Below are 16,649 nucleotides of genomic sequence, written 5' to 3'. Positions count from 1 at the left end.
CTTGCTACTTTTGTTTCCCATCCTTTTTTTCCGTATATTTAGAGATCGTTTTAGTGATCACTAAGGCTGCAACAAAAGCCAAAAGCACCATAGAAGTGGTATAGAGTGCATTCATTAAATCTATTTTCATATTTTCTCCTTAAGTTCCTTGAGTATTTTATCTTCGATCTTATACGTCACATCACAGCGTGCTTCCATACTGTCATCATGGGTGACCAGTAAGAGCCCTGCGCCTGTCTCTTTAATGTAATGTAACAGTACATCCATCACCAGTTCGGCTGTCTCTTTATCTAAATTTCCTGTAGGTTCATCAGCAAAAATAATACGAGGCTTTTTACTCAATACCCTGGCAATGGAAACACGCTGTTGTTGTCCTCCTGAGAGTTCACCTATCTTTTGTTTCATCAGTTCTTTGATCTCTAGTTTTTCAAGTATAGCATCATCAATACTCTCAGCACTTAACATGCTGGCGACTTCGACATTCTCCATGGCTGTCATACCTTTGAAGAGGTAATGGAACTGAAAGATGATCCCTATATCATAACGGCGCAATGCTTCAATAGCCTTGTCATCGAGCGTATAAAGATCTTTCCCTAACAATGTGACACTGCCTTTATCAGGTTTGATAAACGTTGAAAATATATGTAGAAGTGTAGACTTTCCGCAGCCGCTTCGACCGATAATCGCTGCACTTTGTGATGGCTTTAAAGAAAAGTTTACATCGTGAAATAAAAGGGTATCAAACCCGTGGGAAATATTTTGAGCTTCCAATAAAAATTGGGACATCTGCTGCCTTTAAACTATTTTACAAGGGTGGACTTTGTTCCACTTACTGCTATATTTTAACATAAAAATGTGATGGATAGTTTGAGAAAAAGAGGAAAATACGTAAGAGTCTGTCCAAGCGATCAGCCTGGACAGGAAAAAAAGAGTAAGGGTAGACCCTTATCCCATTTGTGCAGCAACTTCAGCAGCAAAATCTTCTTCTGCTACTTCAATTCCTTCACCAACTTCCAATCTTACAAAATGTACGATATCAGCTGAACCGCCAGCCGCTTTTGCTTTTTCTTGAACATACTCAAGAACTGTTTTGCTGTCATCCATTACAAATTTCTGATCAAGAAGACATAGTTCTTGGTCAAGTGTAGTGTTGTCTGAGATAAATCTTTCAATTTTACCTGGAAGAATTCTATCCCAGATCTTTTCAGGTTTACCTTCAGCTTTAAGCTCTTCTTTAAGAAGTGCTTCAGCTGCAGCCATAACTTCTTCAGTCAATTGGCTCATAGAGATATACTGAGGAATGTTCTTAAGTGTTTTACCAAGTCTAGAAAGTTCTTCATTCTCTTTTTCAATAGCAATGATTCTACCTTTAGTCTCTTCTTCTACGAATGCAGGATCAAAATCTTTAAAAGAAAGTGTTTTCGGTGACATTGCAGCTGCATGCATTGCTACTTCTTTAAGTACAGGAGTCATTGCTTCAGCTGTTTGTGCAGAGTCACATTTTGCTTCGATGATTACACCATTTTGACCGTTCGAGTGAACATAACCATTTACCGCAGTCGTTTCATCTCCCTCGATGAGTGCTGCTCTTCTTACATCAAGCTTTTCACCGATGATCGCAATTTGCTGAGAAAGATAATCCGAGAATGGTTCACCATTGATCGTAGAAGCATTGATCGCCTCTGCATCTTTAAGGTTATTGTCAAATGCATGATTTACAACCGTATTCATCAGTGCTTTAAATTTGTCATTTTGTGCAACAAAGTCAGTTTGAGAGTTGATCTCAACGATCACTGCTTTTTTACCTTCCACTTTTACAGAGATAGCACCTTCAGCAGCTACTTTACCGGCTTTTTTAGCCGCAGCACCCATACCTTGGTCTCTAAGCCATGCAACTGCTTTGTCCATATCTCCATCAGCTTCAGTCAATGCTTTTTTACAGTCCATCATCCCTGCATCAGTCATCTCTCTGAGTTTTTTGATATCTTTAGGTCCAAAGTTTGCCATGATTACGCTCCTGCCAATTCTTTTGCTTCAGCGATCGCTTCAGCTTTCACTTTAAAATCTGCAGCTTCTTCTTCACTCATCTTAGCAATTTGTGCATATGTCGTGATCCCTGCTTCAATCAACTTTTCGTTACCTACTTTACCGATACCTGTAAGTTTTGTTAGATCATCAGCTTCAGATGCTTCAACTTCTTCAGATGCTGCTTCAGCCATCACTTCTGCTACTTCTTCGCTTGTTGCTACTTCTTCAACATCTTGACCAGTAGCTTCAGCATATGCCGCTTTACCTTCGATGATCGCTTCAGCCATTTCTTGACAGAAAAGGTTGATTGAACGGATAGCATCATCATTTCCAGGGATTGGATAATCAACCATATCAGGATCACAGTTCGTATCAAGTGGTGCAACAACTTTCATACCAAGTCTTCTTGCTTCTTTAACAGCGATATGCTCTTTTACAGAATCGATAACGAACATCATATCTGGAAGTTTTTTCATGTGTCTGAAACCTTCAAGGTAAGAGCTTAATTTCTCTTTCTTTCTCTTGAGCATCAATGCTTCTTTTTTAGTCAAAAGATTGATCTGTCCAGTCTCTTCCATTTGCTCGATGATCTCAAGTTTTCTGATTGATTTTTTCATTGTTGGGTAGTTTGTTAACATACCACCTAACCATCTAGTTGAAACGTAAGGCATACCACATCTCTCAGCATGCTCTTTGATCGCTTGTCTAGCTTGTTTTTTAGTACCTACGAAAAGTACTGTTTGTCCTTCAGCTGCTGCATCTCTTACTACATTGTACGTATATTTGAAGTATCTAAGTGTTTTTTGAAGGTCGATGATATAGATGTTCTTTCTTGCACCGAAAATGAATTTCTTCATTTTTGGATTCCATCTTCTAGTTTGGTGCCCGAAGTGTACACCACATTCGAGTAAGTCTTTCATTGTTACCATAAGTTTCTCCTTGGTATATAATCATAATAGAACTTTTATTTATAAAAGCTCAGTTAAAAGCATATGCTTCATCACTAGGTTTGATCCGCTGTAGTCCTCAATGTTCACTCTGTATTCAGAGTCACACAACCGTGCAAGGAATAACTACATGAGTATTTCCATTATCCTCTCGAATAAGGAACGCGATTATACCGAAATGATCTTTAAAATTTTATAAAATAGAGAGGGGGAGAAACAAGAACAAGGAAAAACCTTGTCCCAAGAGATATTAAGCGTTTTGAAGCTCTTGAAGTTTAGCCTTTACAGCATCCACATGTTCCTTGACTTTCACTTTTGTCCAAGTCGCAGCTACTTTGCCGTCAGGATCTATGATGAAAGTAGAACGTACCACACCCATATACTCTTTACCCATGAACTTTTTAAGTTGCCAGATTCCAAAAAGATTACAAAGTTCTTTCTCTTCATCTGCAAGCAATGTGATCTTTAAGTCTTTTTTCTCTATGAAGTTTCTGTGTTTTTTAGGAGAATCCGGGCTTACCCCTAAAACAATCGCATCCAAATCGGTAAAATCCGGAAGTGCTGCCGTGAAATCGCAGGCTTCTGTTGTACATCCAGGCGTATTGTCTTTTGGATAAAAATAGAGTACGATCCACTTTCCTTTAATGTCTCTCAAACAGATCTCCTCTTCATCCTGGTTGGGTAAACAAAAATCCGGTACTTGTGTGCCTACTTCTAACATAGCTGTATCCTTTATAATTTCTTTTTGGGTAGTATAACAAATAAATGTAAAAAACTCTTGCCAAAGGCAAAGCTTCAGTGAGAGGAATTTTTAAGTAGCTTTGCTTCTTCAAAAGGAGAAATTATGGTAGACAAACAAACCAAAGAAGAATTACTGGCAGATATAGAAAAACTGATCGCATATGGCAGAGAAGAAACAACGATCAATCCAGACCTACTGGCATACCTGGAGATCAATGACCTGATCTCTACAAAGAAAAAACTCCTCGAAAGAGTAGGCACACTCAGTGAAGAAGACAAAGAGTGGCTACAGCAGTTTAAAAAGTACGAATAACTACTCTCTTAAATCTATCGACCTGTCAAACTCGATATTATATTTTTTAAGTATGGCACTCTGTTTTTCTTGTGCTTCCTTTCTGTCAATGATCACTTTAGCCCCATCATTATCCTCTAGAACGATATAGTCACTTTTTGCAGCTTTCACCTTTTCATAAAACTCTTTAAAGTCCTTAAAGGTCTCCCCATTCACCTTATCTATAGGCCACATGGCGAAATCATTGTCTCCCCTGCTCATATCTGAAGCCAATACTTTAAGTAGAACCACCACTTCGTTTTTATCTTCTTCCTGCCATTTACCTGCCAGATAACTTAATGGTAAACGGTTTCGGTTTGTCGATACAATGAGGTTTCTGGTAAGTGGGGAAAAAACATACCCCCCATAAACAAAATACCTTGGCATGGTATCATAACGCGTTGTCTTGACCAGATACATGTCATCAGCGACGTACTTTAAAGGTACCTCAACCTGTATATGTTTCTTATCTCGGATGATATCGAGTTTTACTTTCTCACCCATTTGATACACATCTACAAAGTGCTGATAATGGGTAAACTCATGTTTTCTAAACTCTACCGTACCGTCGTTTTCAACATTATGCCCGTCCACTGCCGTTAAGATATCACCCTCTTTGAGTAATCCTGAAAGAGAAGAATTATGTACCACTTTAACGATCAGTACTCCACTGGTATCATCATCAAGCCCATAGTAGCGTCTAATGGCAGGATTTTCCAGTTTCTGTGTATTCAATCCCAGGTCTGAGAAGCCATCATACTTTCCATCTTTCATATCTTCTATGAAATGTTTGACGATATTCACAGGTACGAGATATCCGATATTCTGAGACTTACTGATGAGCTGCATCACCACACCGACGATCTTTCCATTCGAGAGTGCCGGACCGCCGGAGTTTCCGGGATTCACAGCAGCATCAACCTGAATGGCTAAGAAAGACTCCCCGCTGTGCGCATAAGTATGATGTTCTATCCTTGAAACTACCCCGATCGTTGCAGAGAGTGTACTTCCTCCCATTGGATATCCATACACAACAATTTTTTGTTCCACTTTTGGAAGTGAACCGAACGTCAGTGGTTTCACCCCTTCAAAAAATGCTTTGTCATCAACTTTCAAGAGTGCAAGGTCTGCTTGATGGGACACTGCATGGACTTTGGCAATATAGCGTTTACGCTGTCCATAACGCTGTACCTCTATAAAGGATTGATTGGCTACTACATGTGCATTTGTCAGAATATACCCATCTTCTATAATAGCGCCAGAACCTGTACTGCTGCGTGTTGAACTGCTCCAGGGTTCCTGGTAATTGGGTACTTTGGCCACAGTGTAGATCTTAACGATCGCTTCTTTGGTACCATTCAGCTGTTGTGCACTTGCAGCTAAAAAAAGTGTACTTAGCAACATTGTCCATAATATTCTCATACTGATCCCCTAAAATCTTCTGCATCTATACAGTGTATCTTTCGTTTGATTGCCTCTTTAGCCATAAGACCCGGCTCTTTTGAAGAAAGCAGGTTTTTCTCTTCATCATACACTCTTGCAGAACATACACCACAACTTGGGCTTCTGTCTTTACCAATGAAGAGATCCAGTTCTGGATGACTCTCAAAAAACGCTGTTGCATATGCAATGACAGGTGCAGAAAGATCTTCTCCGCTTACATTGGAGAATGCTCTGTCACCCTCTTTTGTTCTAATAAGATCCATGGTAGGGCGAGGTGTCCCAAAAGCAGCATCTTCCGGACAAAAAGGGATAAGCTCCATGCCCTGAAGCTTTTTTAAAAGCGCTTCATCTCTATTGTCCGTAGCATCATATCGACATTTTTCACCTAAAAGACAAGCGGAAATTGCGACATTTTTCATCATTAAAATACAAAGAGCAATGCATAGACCCATGCACCTGTCAACATGGTCAATATAATACCTATAAAAGTGCGTTGTCCATCTTTTTTATGTGATTGAGAATAGAGTCCCGGAAGTGTAGATTGTCTTTTATAGCGATTTCCACGATAGAGTGTGATGATCCACAAAAACAATGTGACAACTGAGATAATAATATGAAAAATAAGCACATACAAAAGATAATCATGTGATACGGAACTACCTTCCATCAGATTTTTATAACCACCCTCCATACGGACACCATACTCAAAAAACCCTACTACGAGTACAGAAACGATAAAAAGAAGTTTCTGCACCTTTTCATGTGCAGTGTAATTCTTTTTCTTTGCGAGCATGATCGCGCCGTATATGAGAAAAGGCAACAATGCCACAATGACGGATACAATATCCATAAATAACGGTGCTCTCGTTCCTAAAAAGCCTGGTTGAAACATAACATCCATAAAGATCCTTTTTTTAATTTTCTCTTGTTTAATTGATTATGAAGAGTATCACATTCAAACTAAATGTTGTAAGGTAAAAATTACCACTCATACCTAACAAATGACAACTGATTTGATTTCAGTGAATTCTTCAAGTGCCCACTTCGGACCTTCTCTTCCTACACCTGAAAGTTTTGCACCCCCATAAGGCTGTACATCAAAACGGAGTGTTGGAATGTCATTGACCACTACACCTCCGCATTCTGCATCTTCTATGAATTGCTGTGTCATTTTCAGATCATTCGTAAAGATAGAAAACTGCAGACCGTACGGTGAGTCATTCATCTTTTCTACAGCAGTTTCATAATCTGCTACAGCTACCAAACTGACGATAGGAGCAAAAACTTCCTCACAAATGATCTTCATATCATCTGTCACATCTGCCATCACTGTCGGAGGGAATATCCCCTCTACTTCTTCACCGCCTGCAATGACTTTTGCCCCTTCATCTTTAGCCGATGCGATCCATGATTTTGCTCTCTCTCTGGACTCTTCATCTATCAGTGGTCCCATAAATGTATCTTCTTCGTAAGGTGAACCCACTTTCAGCTTTTTTGTCTCTTGTGCGATCAGTTCTGCAAATGCATCATACACTTCTTCATTCACATAGATACGCTGAAGAGAGATACACACTTGTCCGGAGTTGTAAAAAGCACCAAATGCACAACGTGCTGCTGCAAGCGCCAGGTCTGCACTTTTATCGATGTAGGTTGCGGCATTACCGCCTAGTTCAAGGCTTACCTTCTTGATCCCCGCCTGTTTGGTAATAATGTTTCCTACAGGTACTGAACCTGTAAAACTAATGACCCTTGGAATATTACTTTGCACCAGTGCCGAACCTACTTCAGCATCACCATACACCACAGAGAGTGCATCTTTGATCGCATACTCTGAATCTACAAAAAGCTTTGCAAACATATAAGCTGTCATAGGTGCTTCAGGTGTTGGTTTGAGTACCACTGCATTTCCTGCTCCCAGTGCCGGTGCTATCTTGTGTGCTACAAGGTTCAGAGGAAAATTAAACGGTGTAATGCACGCAACAACCCCTACAGGTTCTCGCTTAAAATACGCCAATGTTTTCTTTCCGCTGGGCATTATATCTGTAGGGAGTGTTTCACCTGCAAGATTTGCAAGTTCCATAGCTGTGATCTTGATCGTTTCTACACATCGCTCTACCTCAATGCGTGAAAATGCGATGGGTTTTGCTACTTCTTTAGCCAACATCAAAGCAAAGGCTTCTTTCTCTTCCATCAGTCTTTTAGCCACATCCTCCAACCACAAGATACGCTGAGACAATGGAGATCTTGCTGCTGCTTTACTTGCAGCCTTGGCAATATCAAGCGCTTTAAGCGTATCCTCTGCATCACAGACCGGTGCTGAACTTACGACCGCACTATCAAAAGGACTCTTTCGTTCCTGCTGTACTTCTTTATTCTCTTCGGCGGAACCAAAAAAGATTTTTGCTTGTGCTATAGTAGACATGAGATATACCTTCTTTCTGAAATTGTTTGATTATAGCAAATTGGGGATAAAAGGTAATGGAATTTTGCTATATTTTATCTTCTGTGATGGAGAGAATCAGCATCACAGTAACGTTTGAGGAATCTATGAAGAAAGCTAATATTCAACGCTTCATACGATTCATCCCATTTTGCATGTAACTCCATGTCAGATCCAATCAAACCGTTTATTTTTTAGATAAAAAACTATAGACTCCCAAAGATATAATAATGAGTGCAATACCCAAGATAAGATAGAGTGCATGTACCATCTGAGAATAATCATGTAAGGCGATCTTAAAGACTACCATCAATGCTTCGATAGAGAGTGCGATTATGATCGCGATAGAAAACTTTGTTAAGACATTTGCATCTTCATCTTCTTTACTATAATTTTTGAAAAAAACCTCTCTCTCCAATATCGTCTTGGCCAGGTCAAAAATAGCAAGCCCCAAAGTGAGTGCAACAATAGGTTTAAAGAGTGAATCAAGAGAGAAATTCCCTTCCACCAATATACTTGAAGCATATCCGACTAATGCATACATAATGGCAAAAAAAGCAAAGGCCATGAGTGAAAAACCTACTGCTTTATAAAAGAACTGGGTAAAACTATTAAACGCCGGATTTAATTCTACAAGACCGAGCCTTCCGAGTAAACCCGAGAGTGTAAAATCAATAAAAATATACTGATCCTCTTCTTTTTTCATCACTGTAATACACGTATGCCCCGTTGCAGAACTGATGTAGGGAGTACTAATGGAAAACTCTTCATCTTTTTGCATCACTTTTGTACTCATATAGGATCTGTTTTTACCTACTTCCGATTCATCTGTTTTACTTCTGGAAATATTTGGAGAGGTTTGATTAAAGTCTTTATCCGTGATATAGAGTAGTTCCATCGAAGGAAATGTTTGAAAAGTCTTTTTATAATTCTTTGCTTTCTCTGTTAAGATCGATCCATTGTTTCTTAATGTTGTCATAATAAACTTTTCAATATCTTCCTGATTTTCTTGATACACTTCAATAAACTCTTTCATTTTCTATCCTCTTTGTGTCATTGTATATGAATGATACAAGTATACCATGCGAATCATCATATGAGATGTAACTTCTGTATAGTTGTTACACAATATCCTATACTTTTGGGTGGGAAATCATTCAATTTCATGTAGAGATACTCACTCTTTCAGATCAAAATTGTGCCTGTTTATCGTATAAAAATGAATGACTCTCAACATCCCCCATATCTAAACCCACTATTAACAACAATTTGGTTAAAATAATTCATTAATTTTGACTACCCTTAGGTAGGTCTTGGAGCAAATAAGAATGAACAAATCAAAATACATTTGGATGGATGGCGAATTCACACCTTGGGATGATGCCAAAGTACATATACTTACACATACACTACATTATGGAAATGGTGCTATAGAGGGAACTAAAGCCTACAAAACAGTTGATGGAAGATGTGCGATCTTTAAACTGAAAGAACATACAAAAAGACTTCTAAACTCATCAAAAATGACACTGATGGATGTTCCGTTTACAGCAGAAGAATTGAATGATGCACAGGTAGAACTTTTACAAAAAAATGAACTTTTCAATGGTGCCTATATCCGACCGTTGGTGTATCTTGGATATGGCGTTATGGGCCTTTACCATAAGGAGTGCCCTGTAAATGTTGCAATCGCTGCATGGGAATGGGGAGCTTATCTTGGAGAAGAAGGGCTCAAAAAAGGTGTACGTATGAAGATCACTTCTGTTACAAGAACACCGAACACTTCTGGTATGGGAAAAGCAAAAGCTGTGGCAAACTACCTCAATTCACAAATGGCGAAATTTGAAGCAGTAGAAGCAGGATATGATGAAGCATTGCTCAGAGATGACCATGGGTATATCGCTGAAGCATCCGGTGCAGCTTTCTTCATGGTAAGAGATGGTGTACTTATCTCTCCTCCTAGTGACAATTCACTGGAGTCCATTACACAGCAGACGATCATAGACTTGGCACATGACATGGGTATCAAAGTGGAAAGACGCCGTATTACCCGTGAAGAGGTCTATATCGCTGATGAAGCATTTTTAACAGGAACGGCTGCTGAAGTCACACCGATCCGTGAAGTGGATGCACGTCAGATCGGTATAGGTTCAAGAGGGCCTATGACCGAAAAATTACAAACAGCCTACTTTGATGCAGTGGCAGGTAAAAACCCTGACTATATTAAGTATTTAACCTATATCAACTAAACAAGGATCAACATGCCAGCAGACATGAACGACTATTTCAAAAAGAAAAAACCGAGTAATAACTCAATGAATACCAATAATAACAGCGGTGGTGGGGGCAACTTTAATAACCCGCTTAGTGGTATGGGTAAAGGTGCACCTTGGATGTTTATCATCGTTGTGATAGGATTTGCACTTTTTGTACTTAAACCATTTACAATCATCAACTCTGGTGAGGTGGGAATTAAAATTAACACCGGTAAATTTGAACAAGAACCTCTTGGAGCCGGACTACATTTTTTTGTCCCTGTACTTCAAAAGATCATCCCTGTCAATACGCGTATCAGAATGATCACATACTCTGATGTAAGAACCGGTGAACTTGGTGATGCATACAGAAATCTTGAAGGTGGGCTCAAAAGGAACCCGGCGATCACCGTACTTGACAAAAGAGGATTAACGGTCAATATAGATATCGCCGTACAGTACAGACTTAAAGCAGAGACTGCACCGGCTACGATTGAAAAATGGGGTGCGAGTTGGGAAGAGAAGATCATTAACTCTAAAGTACGTGAAGTAGTACGTGACGTAGTCGGACGCTATACGGCTGAGCAACTTCCTGAAATGAGAAATGAAATAGCAGCTGCCATAGAAACAAAAGTTAAAGAGAGTGTTGATTCGCTTGAGAATAGACCTGTTATACTTGCTTCCGTGGAACTTAGAACAATCAATCTTCCTCCAAAGATCAAAGATCAGATTGAAAGAGTACAGATCGCGAAACAAGATGTTACTATCGCTGAACAAGAAAAAGAGAAAGCTAAACAACAGGCACAAAGAGCTGCAGAAGTAGCGCGAGGTGAGGCTGAGAGAAACCGTATCGAAGCACAGGGTGAAGCTGACAAAATTCGTATCGAAGCAGAAGAACAGGCTAAGGCCAACAGATTAATCTCTGACTCATTAAGTCCTGAGCTTCTCCAACTAGAACAGATCAAAACACAAAATAAATTCAATGAAGCGCTTAAAGTCAACAAAGATGCACAGATATTCCTTACACCTGGTGGTGCTGTACCAAACATCTGGGTAGATGCAAAAGGTAAAGAAAAGCAACGTCTAATGGGACAACAATAACCCATATAGTATGGTGGAAAACTCCACCATATTTCTCTCCCACTTCATTCTCCTCTTTTCATCTTCCATCATAGCAATTATACGATATCCTATATCGCATCATGCCACTGTACTAAAGTAAGTCTATACCCCTCTTCAACAGGTAACACTTCATGTGAAAAATATGGGTTACTTGGAAAAATGATCATGTCCCCCGCTTCTGGTTTGATCTTAACAGCTTCTCCACCTTTATCATAAAGATAATTAAACATCAATTCCCCACCAGAAAAACTCTGAACTCTTTCATCTGCATTACTCACATGACTTGTGGCAAACAATACGGTTGAAAGTTTTCTCTGCGGTGCTACCACCTTAAACCCTATCGTTTGTTCATCTTTATCAATAATTTCACTTGAATCATCTGCATGCTTCACATAGAAAAAACCCTTTTTGTATTCCAGTACCTGTACATCTGTTGATAGTGTCAATGCAACAGTAAAGTACTCTTCTATGATCGGTTTATACTTACTGAATTGCTCATCATAGTAGTTTTGATAAAAGGTATCCAACTTATAAATATTGGTCTTTCTATACTCTTCCACAATATCCGCTTGAACAATACCCGTGATCACCTCTTTTTTTACCTTTGCTTTTCGCTTTGTTTTCTCATCCTCTTGTACTAAAAAAGCCAGTTCTTCACATGCTTCTTTGGAAAAAAAGTTTTTAATAATGAGATAGGGATAATCTTTATATTGACTGGGTAAAAGTTTATTTTCTATCTCTATATTCTCGAATAAAGGATCACAAGATATATGTGTACTGATCTGTATCATAGAGTATGAAATGGGTTGAAAAAAATGTGCATAAAAGCTCCTTGGCTTTTCTTATTTGGAGTGACATTATAATTCAAAAATCAGACATTTATCCTAAAAGATTTCTTAATTTAATGATCTGTTTCTGCTGACCCATAGAGGTAAAAAAGCTCTCCCAATGTATACTATAGTTATAATACGACCAAATATTTTCCTGATGGAGATTCTCATATGCAAATAGATTGGAATAAAAACCCCCTCATCCCTGCTATAGCTCAAGATCATGAGAGCAATGAAGTGCTTATGCTCGCATACATGAATGAAGAAGCGTACAAGCTTACTCTCTCTACAGGATATGCCCACTACTTCAGCCGAAGTAAACAACGTATATGGAAAAAAGGTGAAAGCTCTAACCATACCCAGGAAGTCAAAGATGTGCTTCTTGATTGTGATGCAGACACTGTGATACTAAAGATCAAACAAAATGGTGTAGCCTGTCATACAGGACGTAAGAGCTGTTTCTTTACTTCTGTGATGCAAGATAAAATCGTTTTGGACCAAGAGGTAGATACGGACGCTATCTACGGTGTCGTAGATACCCTCTACCATACGATATTAGAACGTAAAAATGCTCCTGAAGAAGCTAAGTCATGGACAAAAAAACTTTTAGATGATAAAGCACTCATGCTCTCTAAGATCCGTGAAGAGGCAGACGAAGTCTGTGTTGCTATTAACGAAGAGAGTGATGAACAAGTCATCTATGAATCTGCTGACCTTCTCTACCATACACTGGTAGGGTTAGGATATAGAGAAATCTCTCCGGACAGAGTCAAACAAGAGTTGGCCAGAAGATTTGGTATGAGTGGGATCGTTGAAAAAGAGGGACGAAAGAAGTAGAGTGCAAATATCTTAATGCACTCTTTCTAAATAGATCTAACAGCCTCCGGCACACCCTGGGCTATCTGCATTACCCCCTGCAAAATAGTTTCCATCAAAGCTTACCAAAGAGTAGTGTCTTTCCGTTCCAAGCGACTCTTTTAACCCTTCAATAGAGAGAAAACCTAGTGAGTCCGCATCAATTTTATCGGCGATCTCTTCTGGTGTGTATTTTGTAGAGATCAACTCGACTTTTGTTGGAGTATCGATACCATAACGGCATGGATATTTGATCTCAGGTGCAGCAATACGCATATGTACCTCTTTTGCACCTGCCTCTTTAAGCATACGTACGATCTGTTTAGACGTCGTACCACGTACCAGAGAGTCATCAATGATGGCTACTCTTTTCCCTTCTATCAGATGTTTGACCGGAGAGAGCTTCAGTTTGACCTTCAGGTCACGTATCTCCTGTGTCGGTTCAATAAAGGTACGTCCTACATAGTGGTTACGTACGATACCCATCTCAAAAGGGACACCCAGACCATCTGCATAGCCCTTGGCAGCAGCTACACCCGAATCAGGGACAGGAAGCACAAGATCCACATCCGCAGGAGTCTCTTGAGCGAGTCTTTTTCCCATTTCTAAACGCATTTCATACACATTTTTACCATCGATGATAGAGTCTGGTCTGGCAAAGTAGATATATTCAAAAGCACAAGGGTGGAAATCCGGTTCGAAAACCTGTTCTGAAACAGGTTCTTTCCCCTCTTCAAAGATAAGCATTTCTCCAGGTTCTACATCACGTATAAACTCTGCCCCTACCAGATCGAAGGCACAGGTTTCAGACGCGACAATATATCCACCGTCACTTAGTTTACCCAGGCTGAGAGGACGGATACCAAAACGGTCACGGATCACAAACATTTTAGAGCGGCTTTGGATGGCTAAACAATATGCCCCTTCTATCTTTGTCAGCATATCCTTGATACGGTCCACCAAAGAATCTTTTTGGGATTTTGCTATCAGGTGAATAATATTTTCAGTATCCATATCGGTTTGAAAAATAGCACCTCTATCTATCAGTTCATTTCTTACTTCATGTTTATTGACAAGATTACCATTATGTACGACGGATATCTCTCCGAGCTTATACTTGGCAAATACAGGCTGTGCATCTCCGGCAGATTCACTTCCTGCTGTTGAATAACGGTTATGTCCTACAGCACATCTACCATCCAAACTATCTAATATATCCTGAGAGAAAACATCTGATACCATACCACGCTTTTTATACGTAGCGATACGCTTCCCATTGGCTGCGGAAATACCCGTAGCTTCTTGTCCACGATGTTGCATTGAAAAGAGCGAATAATACGCTACTGTAGAAGCTTTTTTTGCACCGAACACACCAACTATTGCACACATATTAAATTCCTAAACAATCATTTATAGAGTAAAGACCACTCTTTTGATTTACGAGCCATGTTGCTGCACGGATCGCACCTTTTGAAAAAGTCTCTCTACTGGTGGCTGTATGGTTGAGTTCTAAAAACTCACCATCATTGTAAAAACCAACCGTATGTCGACCTACGATATCTCCTCCGCGGAGTGCCATCACAGCGATCTCATCTTTAGATCTTGCTCCGATCTGACCATCTCTTCCTGATACCCGTACAGCATCAAGATCCAAGCCTCTTCCTTTTGCAGCAAACTCACCCAATGTTAAAGCAGTACCACTTGGTGCATCCACTTTATGTCTATGGTGCTGTTCCACGATTTCGATATCAAAATCTTCCAGTGTCGCTGCTACCTGCTCGACCAATTGTTTAAGCAAAGCAATCCCTGCTGACATATTTGAAGCATAAAGGACCGGCATTTCTTTTGAAGCTTCTTTGAGGAGATTTTGCTGATGTGCAGTGAATCCTGTGGTTGCAATCACCAATGGTGTAGGATTTTTCAAAGCCTCTTCACAAAGTTCCTGTGTTGCTTCAGGTGCGGAAAAGTCAATCACTACATCACAATTTTCAAGCACAGCTTTCATACTGTTGGTGACCAATACATCAGACGGAACATCTCTTGTTAGTTCACCAAATACATGTAATACACTCAGTTCCAATGCTTCATTTTCTAAAATATTTTTAATCAGGTGCTCACCCATTCTACCTGTACTGCCTACTATTCCGATCTTTGCCATCTATTGTTGCTCCTGAATATATGAAATTACTTGAAGTGCGGCCACTGAACCGTCACCTGCTGCTGAAACTACTTGTTTTGGTGCTTCTATACGTATATCTCCTGCCGCATAAAGCCCTTCGACCGATGTTCTCATACATAGATCTACGATCACTTGCCCTCGCTGATTCATCTCACAGATAAAATCACCGTTTTGATCTTTAAGGACTTCGTTGTTTACATTGTGTCCTACAAACACAAAAAGTCCGGTATTATCCATATGTGTCATTGTACCGTCATTGTGTTTGATATTGACACCCGTCACACCCATTGCGTCTCCAACTATTTCATCGATCACAGCGTTGGTAACAAAATGTATATTCTCTTTTCTCATCGCTCTGTCTATAGTTGCGGGTGCCGCTCTGAATGTATCTCTTCGATGTACCACATAAACATCCGAACAGATATTGGAAAGGTAAAATGCTTCCTCAAGTGCGGTATCACCCCCACCAAGTACGGTAACGGGTTTGTCTTTATAAAAGAATCCGTCACACGTAGCACAGGTGCTTACACCTTTTCCAAAGTATTCATCTTCCCCTTTAATACCAGCTCTTTTCGGTGTAGAACCTGTACAGACGATCACGGTCAGTGCTTCAACACTCTCTCCACCTTCAAGTGTCACAGTAAAGTGTTCACCTGTTTTTGCCACACGCTCTACTTTTTTCATCTCATGTCTAAGACCAAAGTGGAAACACTGCTTTTGCCAGGTATCCATGAAGTCCATACCTGTTTTATCATGTTCAAAGAATCCGGGGTAGTTCTCTATCTCAGAACTCTGTGTGATCTGCCCGCCAGGCATACCCGTCTCAAACAGTGTAACATTTTTAAGCCCACCACGTGTCGTATATAATCCTGCTGTAAGTCCAGCTGGACCGCCACCGATGATTGCGCAGTCTAACATTATGAATCCTTGAACTAAGTAAAATACTTAAGCAAATACTATCTATTATACAATGAAAATACTTGGTTAAAAATTTTAGAAGATTTTATCTAAATATAGATATGAAAGAAGTTTTAAGAGAGGAAGACCCCCTCTTAAATGTATCATTTAGAGTTGTGCGTTAAGTTTTTCAGCGAATGCGTCTTTAGAAGCTGCACCTACCATTTGGTCTACCAATTCACCGTCTTTAAAGAAAAGGATCGCTGGAATAGATCTGATACCATATTTTACTGCGATATCTTGCTGCTCGTCTGTATTCACTTTACAGATAGTCGCTTTCCCTTCAAAATCTTCTGCAAGCTCTTCGATCACTGGAGCGATCATTCTACAAGGTCCACACCATGGAGCCCAAAAATCTACCATTGTTACACCTTCAGCGATAGTCGCATCAAAATTTTCAGCTGTTAAATCTACATATTTTCCCATATTTAATTCCTTTAAATTTGTATACAAATAGTATAACCTAATTTCTTATAAAAACTATTGTTATAGCTTATATTTTTTTAAATTATCTATCTTTT

At 39.6% G+C, this 16,649-nt stretch carries 18 protein-coding genes and 2 pseudogenes; 4 read left to right on the top strand and 16 right to left on the bottom strand.

All coding sequences use genetic code 11. The features are described from left to right. Positions 1-4: 4 nt before the first annotated feature. The 6 genes and pseudogenes from PF327_RS06575 to bcp all read right to left on the bottom strand — a co-directional run bounded on the left by PF327_RS06575 (position 5) and on the right by bcp (position 3,696). Positions 5-130, bottom strand: coding sequence for a hypothetical protein (locus PF327_RS06575; RefSeq protein WP_255344741.1), 126 nt, complete (start codon positions 128-130; stop codon positions 5-7). Then, complete coding sequence (locus PF327_RS06570; RefSeq protein ID WP_289401808.1) at positions 127-786, bottom strand: ABC transporter ATP-binding protein; 660 nt, start codon at positions 784-786, stop codon at positions 127-129. Before PF327_RS06570 ends, PF327_RS06575 begins: the two co-directional genes overlap by 4 nt. A gap of 159 nt (positions 787-945) precedes the next feature. Continuing rightward, positions 946-2,007, bottom strand: coding sequence for a translation elongation factor Ts (tsf, locus tag PF327_RS06565; RefSeq protein ID WP_289401807.1), 1,062 nt, complete (start codon positions 2,005-2,007; stop codon positions 946-948). A 2-nt stretch (positions 2,008-2,009) separates the two neighbouring features. Beyond that, positions 2,010-2,159 (bottom strand): annotated as a pseudogene (locus tag PF327_RS11495) (helix-hairpin-helix domain-containing protein); the annotation flags it as partial. A 12-nt stretch (positions 2,160-2,171) separates the two neighbouring features. Further along, a pseudogene (gene rpsB / locus PF327_RS06560) lies at positions 2,172-2,957 on the bottom strand (30S ribosomal protein S2); the annotation flags it as partial. A gap of 268 nt (positions 2,958-3,225) precedes the next feature. After that, entirely contained in the window at positions 3,226-3,696 is a 471-nt protein-coding gene (bcp, locus tag PF327_RS06555; RefSeq protein WP_008245559.1) for a thioredoxin-dependent thiol peroxidase, read from the bottom strand. 123 nt (positions 3,697-3,819) lie between these two features. Between bcp and PF327_RS06550 the strand changes: the two genes are divergently transcribed. Next, positions 3,820-4,029: a hypothetical protein gene (locus tag PF327_RS06550; RefSeq protein ID WP_008245560.1), complete on the top strand. Its 210-nt coding sequence runs from the start codon at positions 3,820-3,822 to the stop codon at positions 4,027-4,029. Here PF327_RS06550 and PF327_RS06545 read toward each other — a convergent pair whose 3' ends face one another. From PF327_RS06545 to PF327_RS06525, 5 genes are all read right to left on the bottom strand, one after another. Next, positions 4,030-5,469, bottom strand: coding sequence for a S1C family serine protease (locus PF327_RS06545; RefSeq protein WP_289401806.1), 1,440 nt, complete (start codon positions 5,467-5,469; stop codon positions 4,030-4,032). Further along, positions 5,466-5,912, bottom strand: coding sequence for a 2-thiouracil desulfurase family protein (locus tag PF327_RS06540; RefSeq protein ID WP_289401805.1), 447 nt, complete (start codon positions 5,910-5,912; stop codon positions 5,466-5,468). The genes PF327_RS06545 and PF327_RS06540 overlap by 4 nt, the downstream gene beginning before the upstream one ends. Continuing rightward, positions 5,912-6,391, bottom strand: coding sequence for a DUF420 domain-containing protein (locus PF327_RS06535; protein WP_289401803.1), 480 nt, complete (start codon positions 6,389-6,391; stop codon positions 5,912-5,914). Before PF327_RS06535 ends, PF327_RS06540 begins: the two co-directional genes overlap by 1 nt. 93 nt (positions 6,392-6,484) lie before the next feature. Continuing rightward, the gene (locus PF327_RS06530; protein ID WP_289401802.1) at positions 6,485-7,912 is read right to left on the bottom strand and encodes an aldehyde dehydrogenase family protein; all 1,428 of its coding nucleotides are present in this window, start codon (positions 7,910-7,912) and stop codon (positions 6,485-6,487) included. Positions 7,913-8,117: 205 nt separating this feature from the next. After that, entirely contained in the window at positions 8,118-8,966 is an 849-nt protein-coding gene (locus tag PF327_RS06525; RefSeq protein ID WP_289401801.1) for a hypothetical protein, read from the bottom strand. Between the two features lie 292 nt (positions 8,967-9,258). On the opposite strand from PF327_RS06525, the gene PF327_RS06520 reads away from it, so the two are divergent. Both PF327_RS06520 and PF327_RS06515 read left to right on the top strand, forming a co-directional pair. Next, a complete protein-coding gene (locus PF327_RS06520) occupies positions 9,259-10,179 on the top strand; it encodes a branched-chain amino acid transaminase (protein WP_008245569.1) in 921 nt (306 codons plus the stop codon). 12 nt (positions 10,180-10,191) lie between these two features. Continuing rightward, positions 10,192-11,286 carry a prohibitin family protein gene (locus tag PF327_RS06515; protein ID WP_008245570.1) on the top strand — a complete coding sequence of 365 codons (1,095 nt, stop codon included), beginning with the start codon at positions 10,192-10,194 and terminating at the stop codon, positions 11,284-11,286. 89 nt (positions 11,287-11,375) lie between these two features. Here the strand turns inward: PF327_RS06515 and PF327_RS06510 are convergent, their stop codons facing one another. Next, positions 11,376-12,098 (bottom strand): 2OG-Fe(II) oxygenase, encoded by a 723-nt coding sequence (locus PF327_RS06510; RefSeq protein WP_289401800.1) that lies wholly within the window; start codon positions 12,096-12,098, stop codon positions 11,376-11,378. 210 nt (positions 12,099-12,308) lie between these two features. Between PF327_RS06510 and hisIE the strand changes: the two genes are divergently transcribed. Beyond that, on the top strand, positions 12,309-12,974 hold the full coding sequence (gene hisIE / locus PF327_RS06505) for a bifunctional phosphoribosyl-AMP cyclohydrolase/phosphoribosyl-ATP diphosphatase HisIE (protein WP_008245573.1): 666 nt from the start codon (positions 12,309-12,311) through the stop codon (positions 12,972-12,974). 36 nt (positions 12,975-13,010) lie between these two features. Here hisIE and purF read toward each other — a convergent pair whose 3' ends face one another. From purF to trxA, 4 genes are all read right to left on the bottom strand, one after another. Beyond that, positions 13,011-14,381: an amidophosphoribosyltransferase gene (gene purF / locus PF327_RS06500; protein ID WP_008245574.1), complete on the bottom strand. Its 1,371-nt coding sequence runs from the start codon at positions 14,379-14,381 to the stop codon at positions 13,011-13,013. Position 14,382: 1 nt separating this feature from the next. Then, complete coding sequence (dapB, locus tag PF327_RS06495) at positions 14,383-15,150, bottom strand: 4-hydroxy-tetrahydrodipicolinate reductase (RefSeq protein ID WP_008245575.1); 768 nt, start codon at positions 15,148-15,150, stop codon at positions 14,383-14,385. Further along, positions 15,151-16,089 (bottom strand): thioredoxin-disulfide reductase, encoded by a 939-nt coding sequence (trxB, locus tag PF327_RS06490; protein WP_289401799.1) that lies wholly within the window; start codon positions 16,087-16,089, stop codon positions 15,151-15,153. Positions 16,090-16,236: 147 nt separating this feature from the next. Continuing rightward, a complete protein-coding gene (trxA, locus tag PF327_RS06485) occupies positions 16,237-16,554 on the bottom strand; it encodes a thioredoxin (RefSeq protein ID WP_008245577.1) in 318 nt (105 codons plus the stop codon). Positions 16,555-16,649 lie beyond the last annotated feature (95 nt).

It is taken from the genome of Sulfurovum xiamenensis (assembly GCF_030347995.1).
GTDB classification, from domain to species: domain Bacteria; phylum Campylobacterota; class Campylobacteria; order Campylobacterales; family Sulfurovaceae; genus Sulfurovum; species Sulfurovum xiamenensis.
This window is presented reverse-complemented; position numbering and strand designations above follow the sequence as displayed.

Excerpts from the sequence above, each read along its gene's own strand:
- PF327_RS06520 (WP_008245569.1), top strand. The coding sequence starts at position 9,259 with ATGAACAAATCAAAATACATTTGGATGGATGGCGAATTCACACCTTGG.
- purF (WP_008245574.1), bottom strand. The coding sequence starts at position 14,381 with ATGTGTGCAATAGTTGGTGTGTTCGGTGCAAAAAAAGCTTCTACAGTA.
- PF327_RS06550 (WP_008245560.1), top strand. The coding sequence starts at position 3,820 with ATGGTAGACAAACAAACCAAAGAAGAATTACTGGCAGATATAGAAAAA.
- PF327_RS06570 (WP_289401808.1), bottom strand. The coding sequence starts at position 786 with ATGTCCCAATTTTTATTGGAAGCTCAAAATATTTCCCACGGGTTTGAT.
- PF327_RS06540 (WP_289401805.1), bottom strand. The coding sequence starts at position 5,912 with ATGATGAAAAATGTCGCAATTTCCGCTTGTCTTTTAGGTGAAAAATGT.
- PF327_RS06515 (WP_008245570.1), top strand. The coding sequence starts at position 10,192 with ATGCCAGCAGACATGAACGACTATTTCAAAAAGAAAAAACCGAGTAAT.
- bcp (WP_008245559.1), bottom strand. The coding sequence starts at position 3,696 with ATGTTAGAAGTAGGCACACAAGTACCGGATTTTTGTTTACCCAACCAG.
- PF327_RS06535 (WP_289401803.1), bottom strand. The coding sequence starts at position 6,391 with ATGGATGTTATGTTTCAACCAGGCTTTTTAGGAACGAGAGCACCGTTA.
- hisIE (WP_008245573.1), top strand. The coding sequence starts at position 12,309 with ATGCAAATAGATTGGAATAAAAACCCCCTCATCCCTGCTATAGCTCAA.
- PF327_RS06545 (WP_289401806.1), bottom strand. The coding sequence starts at position 5,469 with ATGAGAATATTATGGACAATGTTGCTAAGTACACTTTTTTTAGCTGCA.
- trxB (WP_289401799.1), bottom strand. The coding sequence starts at position 16,089 with ATGTTAGACTGCGCAATCATCGGTGGCGGTCCAGCTGGACTTACAGCA.
- trxA (WP_008245577.1), bottom strand. The coding sequence starts at position 16,554 with ATGGGAAAATATGTAGATTTAACAGCTGAAAATTTTGATGCGACTATC.
- PF327_RS06510 (WP_289401800.1), bottom strand. The coding sequence starts at position 12,098 with ATGATACAGATCAGTACACATATATCTTGTGATCCTTTATTCGAGAAT.
- tsf (WP_289401807.1), bottom strand. The coding sequence starts at position 2,007 with ATGGCAAACTTTGGACCTAAAGATATCAAAAAACTCAGAGAGATGACT.
- dapB (WP_008245575.1), bottom strand. The coding sequence starts at position 15,150 with ATGGCAAAGATCGGAATAGTAGGCAGTACAGGTAGAATGGGTGAGCAC.
- PF327_RS06530 (WP_289401802.1), bottom strand. The coding sequence starts at position 7,912 with ATGTCTACTATAGCACAAGCAAAAATCTTTTTTGGTTCCGCCGAAGAG.
- PF327_RS06575 (WP_255344741.1), bottom strand. The coding sequence starts at position 130 with ATGAAAATAGATTTAATGAATGCACTCTATACCACTTCTATGGTGCTT.
- PF327_RS06525 (WP_289401801.1), bottom strand. The coding sequence starts at position 8,966 with ATGAAAGAGTTTATTGAAGTGTATCAAGAAAATCAGGAAGATATTGAA.